This is a genomic window from Brevibacterium otitidis, from assembly GCF_042429315.1.
Lineage (GTDB): Bacteria > Actinomycetota > Actinomycetes > Actinomycetales > Brevibacteriaceae > Brevibacterium > Brevibacterium otitidis.
The window spans coordinates 17,788-29,996 of record NZ_JBHMAU010000126.1 but is presented as its reverse complement, the minus strand read 5'-3'; the positions used below and the strand labels follow the sequence as shown (position 1 = coordinate 29,996).

General features: G+C 61.3%; 9 protein-coding genes. 5 read left to right on the top strand and 4 right to left on the bottom strand.

The window, feature by feature from the left end:
- Window positions 1–710: 710 nt before the first annotated feature.
- From ACFFN1_RS14790 to ACFFN1_RS14780, 3 genes are read left to right on the top strand one after another with little or no spacing between them, the layout of a single operon-like run.
- Window positions 711–1,580 carry a hypothetical protein gene (locus ACFFN1_RS14790; protein ID WP_376841620.1) on the top strand — a complete coding sequence of 290 codons (870 nt, stop codon included), beginning with the start codon at window positions 711–713 and terminating at the stop codon, window positions 1,578–1,580.
- Between the two features lie 3 nt (window positions 1,581–1,583).
- Entirely contained in the window at window positions 1,584–2,717 is a 1,134-nt protein-coding gene (locus ACFFN1_RS14785) for an efflux RND transporter periplasmic adaptor subunit (protein ID WP_376841619.1), read from the top strand.
- Window positions 2,717–4,693, top strand: coding sequence for an ABC transporter ATP-binding protein/permease (locus ACFFN1_RS14780; RefSeq protein ID WP_376841618.1), 1,977 nt, complete (start codon window positions 2,717–2,719; stop codon window positions 4,691–4,693). Before ACFFN1_RS14785 ends, ACFFN1_RS14780 begins: the two co-directional genes overlap by 1 nt.
- A 25-nt stretch (window positions 4,694–4,718) precedes the next feature.
- Here ACFFN1_RS14780 and ACFFN1_RS14775 read toward each other — a convergent pair whose 3' ends face one another.
- From ACFFN1_RS14775 to ACFFN1_RS14760, 4 genes are all read right to left on the bottom strand, one after another.
- A complete protein-coding gene (locus tag ACFFN1_RS14775; protein ID WP_376841617.1) occupies window positions 4,719–5,345 on the bottom strand; it encodes a response regulator transcription factor in 627 nt (208 codons plus the stop codon).
- A gap of 61 nt (window positions 5,346–5,406) precedes the next feature.
- Window positions 5,407–6,588, bottom strand: coding sequence for a sensor histidine kinase (locus ACFFN1_RS14770; RefSeq protein WP_376841616.1), 1,182 nt, complete (start codon window positions 6,586–6,588; stop codon window positions 5,407–5,409).
- Window positions 6,585–7,337 (bottom strand): SDR family oxidoreductase, encoded by a 753-nt coding sequence (locus tag ACFFN1_RS14765; protein ID WP_376841615.1) that lies wholly within the window; start codon window positions 7,335–7,337, stop codon window positions 6,585–6,587. The genes ACFFN1_RS14770 and ACFFN1_RS14765 overlap by 4 nt, the downstream gene beginning before the upstream one ends.
- Window positions 7,338–7,432: 95 nt before the next feature.
- A complete protein-coding gene (locus ACFFN1_RS14760) occupies window positions 7,433–8,509 on the bottom strand; it encodes an acyltransferase (protein WP_376841614.1) in 1,077 nt (358 codons plus the stop codon).
- Between the two features lie 75 nt (window positions 8,510–8,584).
- Between ACFFN1_RS14760 and valS the strand changes: the two genes are divergently transcribed.
- Both valS and ACFFN1_RS14750 read left to right on the top strand, forming a co-directional pair.
- Window positions 8,585–11,224: a valine--tRNA ligase gene (gene valS, locus ACFFN1_RS14755; protein ID WP_376841612.1), complete on the top strand. Its 2,640-nt coding sequence runs from the start codon at window positions 8,585–8,587 to the stop codon at window positions 11,222–11,224.
- Between the two features lie 211 nt (window positions 11,225–11,435).
- Window positions 11,436–12,104 (top strand): AIM24 family protein, encoded by a 669-nt coding sequence (locus tag ACFFN1_RS14750; RefSeq protein ID WP_376841611.1) that lies wholly within the window; start codon window positions 11,436–11,438, stop codon window positions 12,102–12,104.
- The last annotated feature ends 105 nt before the right edge of the window (window positions 12,105–12,209 follow it).

Genomic DNA, 12,209 nt, shown 5'->3' with positions numbered 1-12,209 from the left:
CTCGCGCTGACTACTGCGATCTGGCACAACCAGAAGACCGGACAGCCGGTACTCCGGTCACTGACCGCGTACGACCACTGAACCCTTGGAATCAATCATCTAGGCCCGAACCAGCGGCATGCCTTGTGGCGGGAGCGCACGTGACGAGCAGCCCGAGGGCCAGATCACCCCACAGGCGATTCTCAGCTAGAACTCCCTCATTCGAGGGATACCGGTCTTATCACTATCTCAATACGTTAATAACGGGTGGACAGAGAAGCACCCGCAGAAGGAACGGGCTCTAGTTCGCTAGGGATGGTTGGAACAATGAAGATAAGAACACTTGCCACGGCTCTCACCCTCGGAGGGATTATCGCAGTAGGGGGGGGTAGCTACCTCTCCTGCGGCCGCGTCGACTTTATATGAACACGCGAACTACAAGGGCAAGACCTATGCGGCAGTAAATGCACCCACTATTAAGAACGGGCTGGACCGAAAAGCGTCATCGATCCGAAATCACGGAAAAGCAACAACTATATTCAAGTCGACCGGATACCGCGGCGACTCATGGACGATCAAATACGATTACAATAAGTTGAACTATCGGTGGAATGACAAGATCCGCAGCTTCAAGCGGCTCTAAATCTCGGAGTCGCGCCTGAGCCGCGCATATTTAGCTCGCCGGCTCTGGCGCGATTGCCTTAATACGACGGAATCACAGAATCACAGAAATGGATCGGACCGTGCACCCGCGCCTCAACACTACCATCACTTCCCTAGCCCTCGTAGCACTGTTGACAAGTTGCGCCCCCGGATCATCACCCTCCAATGAAGTCACCCCGAAACCGGGCGCGCGCGCAATCCTGGACCAGGAAACATCAACCGTGCGCATGCCCATCGATTCATACATCCCTAATCATGAAGAAGCTCGCGACCTCTCACGCGCAGCTGAAAAGGCCGTGAATAATTGCTTGAAAGCTGCTGGTCACGAACCGACGCCAAAAGCGGATACAGGCTCGAACGAAGACCGACGGTTCGGATTATGGAACATTGAACGCGCCAAGCTGTACGGCTTCGGACTGAAAGGTGATAGCTCCGAGATCTCTGGCGTTGACTCCACAGAGGAAATGGGGCAACCTCGCGAAGAATGCCTAGTTGAGACAGCCGATGAAACCAAGAAGTTTGACGTGGCGTCAATGACTCAGCCCGGTGGCACGAATGCCACGGAGATTAGAGATCAGGCGGCTGAGTTCCTGCGCGAGGATCCGCTATGGAGCGAAATGAAGAAGTCATATGATTCCTGCCTTTCAGATCAGGGGCTTACTCCGCTACCAGATGAATGGGGAAGCGCTCAATCAGATGAGGTTCTCGTGAAGAGTCTTGAAACTGACGGCAACGCTGGCGCGACCGAAGAGGAGATCCGTATTGCCGTGCTCGAAGCTCAGTGTAACTCCGACTTGGAGATCACCCAGCAGCTTTCGGACAGGGAAGCTGGCTACCAACAAACTCTAATCGAGCAGAACGAAGCAACACTTGCGAAAGAGCAAGAGCAGAAGGACGAGGCTGTTGAAGCTGCCCGCCGATATCTCGCTGAAGGTTGACCCATGGTCTCGGTCATTCGCCGTCGAAAGCTCCGTGGCACCGTTCTAATGGTGGCTCTACTCACGATGTTCGTGGCCGGTTTAGTCATTGGGCACATCTACAGTCCTCCAGACGGCGACGCGCTGGAGGAGCAATCGAGACCCGTAACAGTCTGGGCTAATGCTGAAGAACGCGTGGTTTCTTCCGGAGTCACGCTGCCTGGGACAGTTAAGCAACCCAGCGAGAAACCCGTCACAATTCGAGGGTTAGGCGATTCAGATGTCATAGTCCGACAGCCTCAATCTCCAGGCGAGACCGTCCGAGCGGGACAGCTGCTCGTCGTCATCAGCGGGCGGCCATATATTGGCTTGAGCGGCCCACTCGCCTCGTATCGCGACCTGCAGCTTGGTGATTCAGGAGACGATGTCACCCTTTTGCAGAGAGCGCTCTCAGATGCGGGGTATTCCACTCGCGCCACGGGGACAGTCACCCGGGGTACGATCAACGCGGCCCGTCGCCTGTTCAAAGCGCACGGTTTTGATCTTCCTGCGGCAGATACAAGCGAGAGTGAGGCTTCCCATACAAAGCCAGAAGATGCAGCACCGAGCGTAGGTTCACAGTTCGCCATTCCTGCTGCACAGTTCATCGATCTGCCTGTCGACGGAGGACTTGTTGTCTCCGCGATGCCCGTCGGGTCTGCTCCTGGTGAAGAACCCGTGATGAAGCTCGCCCGGTCAGGAGTGTTTGTTGAGAGCTTCGCAGACTTGGTCTCAAGCGACCAGCTGCAGGCTGGACAGGAGGTGCATGTCCAATCTGGCCAGGAAACTGTCCAGGGTTCCATCACCAAGATCGGTGAGGTGGAGACCGAGGAATCGGGTGATGGCCGCGCCGGCCGGCGTCTCACGATCGAGCTTCAAGACCCGCCCGATTGGCGAGCAGAAATGAGTGTTACCGTCCGTTCCGCGGCCGAGGATGCGCCAGTGCTCGCTGTGCCTCAAACTGCAGTACGTACCGACGCCCAGGGTGACTACCTGCTTGTGCGCTCACCAGGAGATAGTCCTCCACGTCGCGTCGATGTGACTGTAACTGGTACAGACGGTGGTTACGCCGCGATTGACGGTGCTCTTGAACCAGGCGCGGAAGTTAAGGTCACGTAATGGACGGCAAGCAAACAGCACCTGCAATTGAGCTCAACGATGTCGGCCGCACTTTCGCCGATGGTACCGTCGGAATCGCGGGCGTGTCTTTGTCGATCGTGCAGGGCGAGTTCGTTGCGATCGTAGGTCCCTCAGGGTCAGGTAAGTCGACGCTGTTGAATATTCTTGGACTACTGGACAGGCCCAGTTCGGGTCAGTACTTTCTGACCGGCGAGGACACAGCCACCCTGACGCAAAAGGAAGCTGATGTTGTGCGCGGTTCACGCATCGGCTTCGTGTTTCAATCTGCCCACATCTTGAGTGACGCTACCGTGCTTGAGAACGCAACCCTCGGATTGGTCGCGATGCAGGTTCCAAAGCATCAACGCAGACGCCTTGCTCGTCAGCAACTCAAGGAGGTTGGCCTGCTTGCCTTCGCCGATCAGGAAGCGCGTTTGCTCTCGGGCGGCCAACGGCAGAGGCTAGCGACAGCCCGCGCGCTTGCTGGCAAACCCACTCTCGTCCTTGCTGATGAGCCGACAGGTAGCCTGGATACAGAGAACGGATGGCGGGTAATCTCGCTCCTGCGACGCGCTTGGACCGCCGGCAGTACGGTGGTGGTGATCACACATGACTCGAGTATTGCTCAAGCTGCAGACCGGGTGATCACTATCAGCGACGGCCAGATTTCCTCCGACATACGAACGGCTGCTCCATCCGGGTATCTCGTTTCCACTCCTCAAGGGGACAACTCGCACTCGCCCCCTCGTGAGGGTTCCGGGCCTTCTTTACCAAAAGGCCGTGGAGTTCTTCAGGAGTGGACAGACACGTGGTCCGAGAGCTTCCGAAATCTCACCAATCGGGTACTGCGCACTTCCCTCCTCGTAAGTGCGTTCGCATTGGGGATCGGCGGTCTAATTGCAGCATCAAGCATGAGTCTAGGTGCCGCGGCACAGGTTGACGATCGTCTTGTCGCAGCAGGATCGAACAGCGTCACCGCGACACTGCGACTTGATCCCACAGAGCTAGTTAACACGGAACCGCTTGTTGCTGCGGAGGCACGGCTGCAGAAGCTTGACCACGTCAGAACTGCGGGTTTCGCAGTCATTCGTACGCCGGATACAGTTGATATTCGCCGAGCCGGCGTCCCGAGTGAGTCCTCAGCGCGCGACGTTGGTCTGATGGTTGCCTCGCCGAGCTACCTCGATGTGGCTTCGCGCAGCACATCTCCTTCTCACCTATCATTTCTTAGGAGTGACCATCCCGCTGCTCTGATCCCAGAAGAAGCAGCGGATGATCTTGGAATCGGTTTGGATGAGGCAGGGCTTCCTGCACGCGGCAGCCAGCTGTGGATCAACGGCAAGCTGGTACCGGTATTGGGCACTCTCAACGCTGGCCCGGAAAGCCCACAACTGCGCAACTCGGTTGTTGTGAATCCCGGGGCGTTCCACGGCCTTTCAGCCGATGAAGCAGTTTTTACAATAGTCACTGATCCCGGATATCCGGCTGCAGTTGCCGCCTCTACACCAGTTGCGATCTCCGCAGCCAACCCCGCTGACGTCCAGACGCGAACAGTCGCCGATTTGAGGTCTACGCGATCTGCAGTTGCCAACGACTTGAGTTACTTCATCACGGTCTTGTCTGCAGTCCTCTTGGTCCTGGCGTCGATAAGCGCCGCAGCGGTCACAACGCTTTTCGTTCATGCAAGAACGCATGAGATCGCGCTCCGCCGAGCGCTGGGTACCAGCAGAGCCGGAGTAGCAGCATTGTTCTTGGTGGAAGGTTCGGTTGTAGGTCTCGCCGGAGGTGTCGCAGGATGTTGCCTCGGATCTCTCGCGGCCGTGGCATTCGGGATATTACAAGGGTGGCCGGTACTTGTCCCAAGTTGGGCGCTCCCAACCTCGATCCTTCTCGGAGCACTTACTGGCTTCGTAAGCGCTGCATATCCAGCATGGATCGCGAGCCGTAAGGATCCGGCGATAGCGCTGCGAGAATGACTGTCGACAAGCCTACGGCTGATGATCAAGTAATGAACCGATACTCCAGTGCGCGCACTACGAGTTGTGCCAGGTTTCCCGCAAACAGCTTCTCTCGCAGAACCTTGGTATGAGACTTCACCGTCCATTCCGAGATCTTGAGCTTCTCAGCGATGGCAGCATAAGAGTGTGCTTTGCAAATCAGCGCGAGCACTTCTCGCTCCCGACCAGTCAATTCTGGGGTAGCACCGAGCCCAGGTCCGGTTCCACTGCTCAACCGAAGATCAGCGAGAAGGCCTTCAAGCAACCGGGGGTCGTCTCCGTGTACTGCTGCGTGGATTACCCTCACAATTTCATCGTCGCTTGCTGATTTTGATAAGACCGCACAGGCACCGACATCAACGGCTCGAATCAGTCCGGCGCCCGGAGCAGTCGTCGTAAGCACAATGACAACAGCGCCTGGATCATACCGAAGGATTGCTTCAGTAGCATCAATCCCGCTGAGATCACCAGGCATTGCGATATCCATCAGCACCGCGTCGGGTTTGCACTCTCGGTAGATTTGAACGGCAGACTCCGCATCTCGTCCGATCCCCACAACCTCGATGTCGGGAGACGCACCGAGAGCTGTCTGAAGACCGCGAACCACCCAATGATCGTCGTCCACGATCATCACCCGTGTCGCCCGCGACGCGCGACATCGGCTGGTCATGGGACCAGTCCCCACCCAATCATTAGTTGCCGCCAACAGGGATCACCACACAGACGACATACTCACCGTTTTCGTGCCGAGCTGAAGCGGACCCTCCCGCCGCTGCTGCCCGAGATGTGATTGTACGTGGGGTAAATACCTGCTTCGGTTCACACGGATTCGTCGAACGCATCCGAATAAGATCAGGCTCGGCCTCAATACCGATTGCAGAGGAGCTCCCAAAAACCTCGATCCGAGATTTTCCAGCAGGTGAAGAGTGCTTGATGATATTTGTCACCATCTCTCGCATTACAAACAGTACTTGTTCGACCTTATGACTGTCCCAGCGCGCTGGGAGGTTCTCTACGCTCATTTCTAGATCAACACCGGCCGAGCGCGCAGCTCGCGCAAGCCCTCGCGCAGCCGAGTAGAGGTTCGACTCGAGAAGGTGGGCATCTGCCTCGTCGCGATCCTGATCACGAAGGCGCTGCAGAAGGAGCCGAAGCAGTTGCTGAGTATGGGCGTTGAGAACGGCGAGCTCTGCCATTGCACGCGCGCCCTCGGTCTGAATCGTTTGGTACCCGTGTTCAGCCGCCAAGGGCCTGCCGATCATGTAACGCAGGAGCGCTTCCTCCCGCGCTAACCCGTGTGAAACGGTGTCATGAGTGTCGCGGATCATTTGCTCCCGCATCGCCGCGTTCTTACGTTCACTCTGCCGGGCAAGCTCTACACGCTTAGCCACCTCAGATCTGAGCCGTGCGTCCGCACATCTGGCTAACAGACCGATAACGGCCGCGAGACCTAGGCCCAGCATCAGCTCCGCTGTTTCCCGAACATAGGGAGCGTGATCTGCAAGGAGTATTGCCGAACCGTGAACCCCAAGGAACGCAAAAGTGACAGCGAGGCCTGCTTTCCAACGGCTCTGAGACAAAAGGATCCCTATCGCAACGGCAGCCGGCAGGATGAAGGGACGATCGATGTATGGGCTGACGAACAGGATGCCGAAATAACCAAATGAGGCAGATATACCTACCGTCCAGGGCCAAAATACCGCCACAACGGTGAGACCGGCAGCCAGGATCCTCGTCGCAATATAGACCGGGGAGTCATACTCAAAGCTGCCCGGGAGCAAGGTCCCTATCGCGATGACCAGAACAAGCAACCGAAGCCCGGGATCAATGATCCTCGGGCCCAGTAGGAGCTCGCGCAGACGAACAGTACTCATAATCCCCGGTGGCGGGCGACCTTGTGCTGGGCGGCTTGGGCGATCGGCCGGATGACCATGAGGTCGACGTTGACGTGATGCGGGCGGCTGAGCATCCAGTCAACGGCGTCGGCGATGTCCTCAGCAGTCAGGGGCTTCTCGACTCCCTCGTAGATTTTGTCGGCGGCTTCCTGTGAGCCGAAGCGCTTGCGATTGAATTCCTCAGTCTTGACCATGCCCGGGGCGATCTCCATGACCCGCACCGGCGTGCCGGCCAGTTCCAGGCGCAGGGTCTCGGCGATCGCATGCACGGCATGCTTCGACGCGGTGTAGGCCCCAGCGCCCTCATAGGTGATGAGTCCGGCGGTCGAACCCATGATGACGACATCACCGCGGCCGGACTCCTGCAGCGCCGGCAGCAGCGCATTGACGGTGCGCACAGTGCCGAGCACATTGAGGTCGAGGGTCTTGGCCCAGTCAGCGACATCGGCATCGGCGATCTCGGCGTGGCCGAACGCGGCACCGGCATTGGCGATGAGCGCATGCACCGGACCGCCGGCGGTGATCTGCTCAGCCATCGCGGAGACGTCCTCGGGTGTGGTGAGGTCGGCGGTCAGCGTCGTGCAGCCAGTCTCGGCGGCGAGCGCCTCGAGCATGTCAGTGCGGCGGGCGACCGCGGTGACGCGCCAGCCGGCAGCGCTGAGCTGGCGGACAGTGGCTGCGCCGATGCCGGAACTGGCTCCGGTCACAACAGCGTGCAGAGAGGTCATGGGGGCTCCTTCGACGAACCGCGGATGCTCACTGTCACGGTACACGCTCAGGCCAGCCGGCGACCGGCGCTCACCGCATGCGGACGCCGAACATCTCAGGCCCTGGCGGTCAGCGGTTTGCCGGCGCCGAATGCTGCGCGGATGAACGGGATCTTGAGCATCAGCCAGGTGATTGCCGTGCAGACAAGCGTGTAGACGATCGGCAGGACGAGTCCGTGGAACAGCACAGAGCCGACCGTGTTGGGGTAGCCGATGACCTGCCGCATGGGGAACAGGATGAGCGGGTGGAGGAGGAAGACGCCGAATGAGTACGGGTAGATCCTGGTGAGGAACCGCCAGCCGGTGCGCATGTGGGTGTGCAGCAGCACATAGGCGGCCAGTGACATCGGCACGACGAACGGGGAGACGTATTCGTAGGCGAATCGCCATGGCTTGTCCCCCGGCCCGATCGCAGACCACGCGAGGATCGCACCGTAGGAGGCGAAGAAGACGAGCCACGCGAGGATCGTCTGTTTGCGGGTGAGGATCCAGTCGCGCAGCACGAAGCCGAGGACGTAGTACCCCATGAGGGGAAGGAACCGGGTGGCGGCGTTGGGCTCGCCGACGTCGAAGAACGTCGAGATGATGTGATCGGCCATCCCGATCGCCAGCAGGATCCCGGCAGTGCCCCACTGCAGCCGCTTCGTCCCGTGCAGCGACAGCAGCCGCATGAACGGAGTGAGCAGAGTGAGCCCGGCGAGCACGTAGAGGAAGTACAGCTGCACATACGGGGAGCCGGTGAGGATCGCGGCGATCGGGTTCCAGCTGGTGTGGATGCGGCCTTCGTAGAAGAGCCGGAAGAGGATGTAGACGACCGTCCACACCACCAGCGGGATGCCGATGCGGTAGAAGCGTTTGATGAGGAACTCGCGTGGCCGCACTCCGCGGTCGGGGTCGAGGGCGAGCGCGCCGGAGATCATGAGGAACACCGGCACCGACCAGCGGGCGGTCGCGTCGATGAGGTTGGCTGTCCACCAAGTGCCGCCGCCGTGGACGCTCAGGTCGGTTTCGACGGTGGCGCTGACACTGTGGATGGCCACGACGAAGATGATCGCCAGAGAGCGGGCCGGGTTCATCCAGGCAGTCGACGTTGCGTTCTCGGCATAGCGCGGGGTCGGCGGCAGGGGGCTCACCCTCCTATCCTGACATGGAACCGCTGGTCTCCAGTGGTTTGAGTTCCTCGACGCGGTGCGGAGATAATCACCGGTATGACTCAACCTGCCTCACGCACACATGACTCGGTGCATCTTCCCGACAAACCCGCTCTCGAAGGCCTGAAGGACAAGTGGGACGCCCGCTGGTCCGAGCAGCAGACCTACGCCTTCGATCCTGAGACCACCCGCGAGGAGGTCTACTCGATCGACACTCCCCCGCCGACAGCGTCGGGATCGCTGCATGTGGGGCACGTCTTCTCCTACACCCAGACCGATATCATCGCCCGCTATCAGCGGATGATGGGCAAGAACGTCTTCTACCCCCTCGGCTGGGACGACAACGGCCTTCCGACCGAGCGCCGCACCCAGAACTACTACGGAGTGCGCTGCGAGCCGACTCTGCCCTACGACCCTGACTTCACGCCGCCTCAGAAGCCGGCGAAGAACCCGCGGGACTTCGTGCCGGTCTCGCGGCAGAACTTCATCGAACTGTGCGAGAAGCTCGCCAGCTCCGACGGTGAGGTCTTCGAGGACCTGTTCCGCTCGGTCGGCCTGTCGGTCGACTGGAACCACGCCTACCGCACGATCGACGCCGACTGCCGCGCGGTGTCCCAGCGGGCGTTCCTCAAGGACCTCGCCGGCGGGCATGTGTACTCGCAGGAAGCCCCGACGATGTGGGACGTCACCTTCGGCACTGCGGTGGCTCAGGCCGAGCTGGAGGACCGGGAACGCGAAGGCGCCTACCACAAGGTCGCGTTCTACCCGGCTGCCGCTGACGGCACTGCTGACAGGTCGGTCGAGCCGATCGTCATCGTCACCTCTCGCCCTGAGCTCATCCCGTCAGTGGCCGCACTCGTCGCCCATCCCGACGATGAACGCTACCAGGACTACTTCGGCACCCGGGTCGTGTCTCCGCTCTTCGGCGTGGCCGTCGACGTGCGCGCCCACCAGCTGGCGAAGCCTGACAAGGGCACCGGCATCGCCATGGTGTGCACCTTCGGCGACCTCACCGACGTCACCTGGTGGCGTGAGCTGCAGCTGCCCACCCGCGCGGTCATCACCCGCGACGGCCGCCTGCAGCGCGAGGTCCCGGACTGGATCGCGGACTCCCCCGCTCCCGAGGCGGTGGCCAACTATGAGCGTGTGGCCGGGATGACGACGTTCACCGCACGCAAGACGATCGCCGAGATGCTCGCCGAGTCCGGTGATCTGCTCGCCGAACCGGAGGCGATCACCCATCCGGTGCCGTTCTATGAGAAGGGCGACAAGCCGCTGGAGGTCGTGACCTCCCGGCAGTGGTACATCCGCAACGGCGGCACCGACGCCGGGCTGCGCGACAAGCTCATCTCCCGCGGCCGCGAAGTCGATTGGTACCCGTCGTTCATGCGCTCGCGCTACGAGAACTGGGTCGAGGGACTCAGCGGCGACTGGCTCATCTCCCGCCAGCGCTACTTCGGTGTGCCGATCCCGCTGTGGTACCGCCTCGATGCCTCCGGCGAGCCCGACTACGACAACCCGATCCTGCCCGATGACGCCTCCCTGCCGGTCGATCCGCAGGCCGAGGTGCCTGCCGGGTTCAGCGCCGAGCAGCGCGATCAGCCCGGCGGGTTCACCGGCGAGCCGGATGTGCTCGATACGTGGGCGACGTCGTCGCTGACCCCGCAGATCGCCGGCGGCTGGTCACGCGATGAGAAGCTGTGGTCGCAGACCGCGCCGTTCGATCTGCGCCCGCAGGGCCATGACATCATCCGCACCTGGCTGTTCTCGACGATGGTTCGCGCCAATTCCCTTGGCGATGACGTGCCGTGGAAGCGGACCGCCCTCTCGGGCTGGATCCTCGACCCGGACCGCAAGAAGATGTCGAAGTCCAAGGGCAATGTCGTGGTGCCCAGCGACATCCTCGAAGAGTCCAAGCCCGGCTTCGGCCCGGATGCTGTGCGCTACTGGGCCGGTTCGGCCCGGCTCGGCGCGGACACCGCCTATGAGGTCACGCAGATGCAGATCGGCCGGCGCCTGGCGATGAAGATCCTCAACGCCTCGAAGTTCGCCCTCGCCCAGGGCGTGCACGCCGAGCTCATCGGCCGCACCGACCTCATCACCGAGAGCCTCGATCAGGCTGTGCTGGCCGCGCTGCGCGACACTGTCGAGCAGTGTTCGGCGTTCATGGCCGACTACGACTACGCCCATGCGCTGCGCACCGCGGAGTCGTTCTTCTGGGCCTTCACCGACGACTATGTCGAGCTCGCCAAGGACCGTTCCTATGGCGCCGTCGGCGAAGCCGGGCAGCTCTCGGCCCATGCGACGCTGGCGACCGCACTCGATGTGCTGCTGCGGCTGTTCGCTCCGTTCATGCCGTTCGTGACCGAAGAGGTGTGGTCATGGTGGCGGACCGGTTCGATCCACCACGCCGCCTGGCCGCAGGCGGCCGATCTACCGGCCATCGACGCCGACGGCGCAGCCCTCGGCCATGTCGGTGAGGTGCTCGGCGAGCTGCGCCGCACCAAGACCGAGGCGAAGGTCTCGCAGAAGACGCCCATCACCTCGGTCACGGTGACCGTTCCCGGGGCGGTGCTCGCCGCTGTCCAGGGAGCCGAGAGCGACATCATGGCCGCCGGCCGCGTGCAGGCATGGACGCTTTCTGCTGGCGGTGAGGAGATCTCCGTCTCCGCTGTCGAGTTCGAATCAGCGGAGTGACTCCGATTGCGGCAGCTGCGCTCCCGCCTTCTGAGCTGATGGCGTGTGCCGCGGTTGCCAAGGGTTCACACGGCTGTTGCTGAACCGCCACATCGGCGCCCGTCGGTGAGCTCGGGCAAAGAATATGCTGGGGATGTGCAGGTCACCTGCACATCCCCAGTTTCGTCCCAGCCGGGTTCGGGGCCCGGCTCGTCTATGACCAGGAGACCCGATGCGCAGCGAACTCTTCGCCAAACGACACCAGGAGCAGGAGCTCAACCAGCGATGGACGATGCAGTCCGACCGAATGGTCCGCGGACTCATCACCCCGGATGCGCCGATGCTCGCGACGAAGGGCGCCATGGTCGCCTACCAGGGCAATGTCAGCTTCAAGCACCAGGGTTCGACCTCGGTCGGGCAGTTCATGAAGAAAGCGGCCACCGGCGAGGGCGGTCAGCTCATGCGCGCGGAGGGCCACGGCGAGGTCTTCTTCGCCCGGAATGCCGCAAACATCTTCATGATGCAGCTCGAAGGACCGCAGGATGCGCTCACCGTCAACACGACGAGCATGCTCGCCTTCGATGCCTCCCTCAAGTGGGACATTCAGCCGCTCAAGGGCATCGGGGCGCTGACCTCGGGATCAGGCCTGTTCAATCTGGAACTCTCCGGTCACGGCACCGCCGCGATCTGCGCGCTCGGCCAGCCGATGGTGCTCGACTGCTCACGCACCCCGACTTTCGTCGATCCGCAGGCGGCGGTCTGCTGGTCGGCCAATCTCGCACCGGACATCCACACCGATGTCACCCTCGGCTCATTCTTCGGCCGCGGTTCCGGTGAGGGCATTCAGATGCGCTTCCACGGACCCGGCTTCGTCGTCGTGCAGCCGGCCGAGACCTACTGAGTCTCCGCCTTCAGCACCAGCGGCTCACGACTGTGTGCTGCTGTGATCCCGGCTTCGCCCACCCGGCAGGCCGGGATCGTTCGTGTCAGCCTGACTCTGCAGCCT

Excerpts from the sequence above, each read along its gene's own strand:
- ACFFN1_RS14790 (WP_376841620.1), top strand. The coding sequence starts at position 711 with ATGGATCGGACCGTGCACCCGCGCCTCAACACTACCATCACTTCCCTA.
- ACFFN1_RS14785 (WP_376841619.1), top strand. The coding sequence starts at position 1,584 with ATGGTCTCGGTCATTCGCCGTCGAAAGCTCCGTGGCACCGTTCTAATG.
- ACFFN1_RS14780 (WP_376841618.1), top strand. The coding sequence starts at position 2,717 with ATGGACGGCAAGCAAACAGCACCTGCAATTGAGCTCAACGATGTCGGC.
- ACFFN1_RS14775 (WP_376841617.1), bottom strand. The coding sequence starts at position 5,345 with ATGATCGTGGACGACGATCATTGGGTGGTTCGCGGTCTTCAGACAGCT.
- ACFFN1_RS14770 (WP_376841616.1), bottom strand. The coding sequence starts at position 6,588 with ATGAGTACTGTTCGTCTGCGCGAGCTCCTACTGGGCCCGAGGATCATT.
- ACFFN1_RS14765 (WP_376841615.1), bottom strand. The coding sequence starts at position 7,337 with ATGACCTCTCTGCACGCTGTTGTGACCGGAGCCAGTTCCGGCATCGGC.
- valS (WP_376841612.1), top strand. The coding sequence starts at position 8,585 with ATGACTCAACCTGCCTCACGCACACATGACTCGGTGCATCTTCCCGAC.
- ACFFN1_RS14750 (WP_376841611.1), top strand. The coding sequence starts at position 11,436 with ATGCGCAGCGAACTCTTCGCCAAACGACACCAGGAGCAGGAGCTCAAC.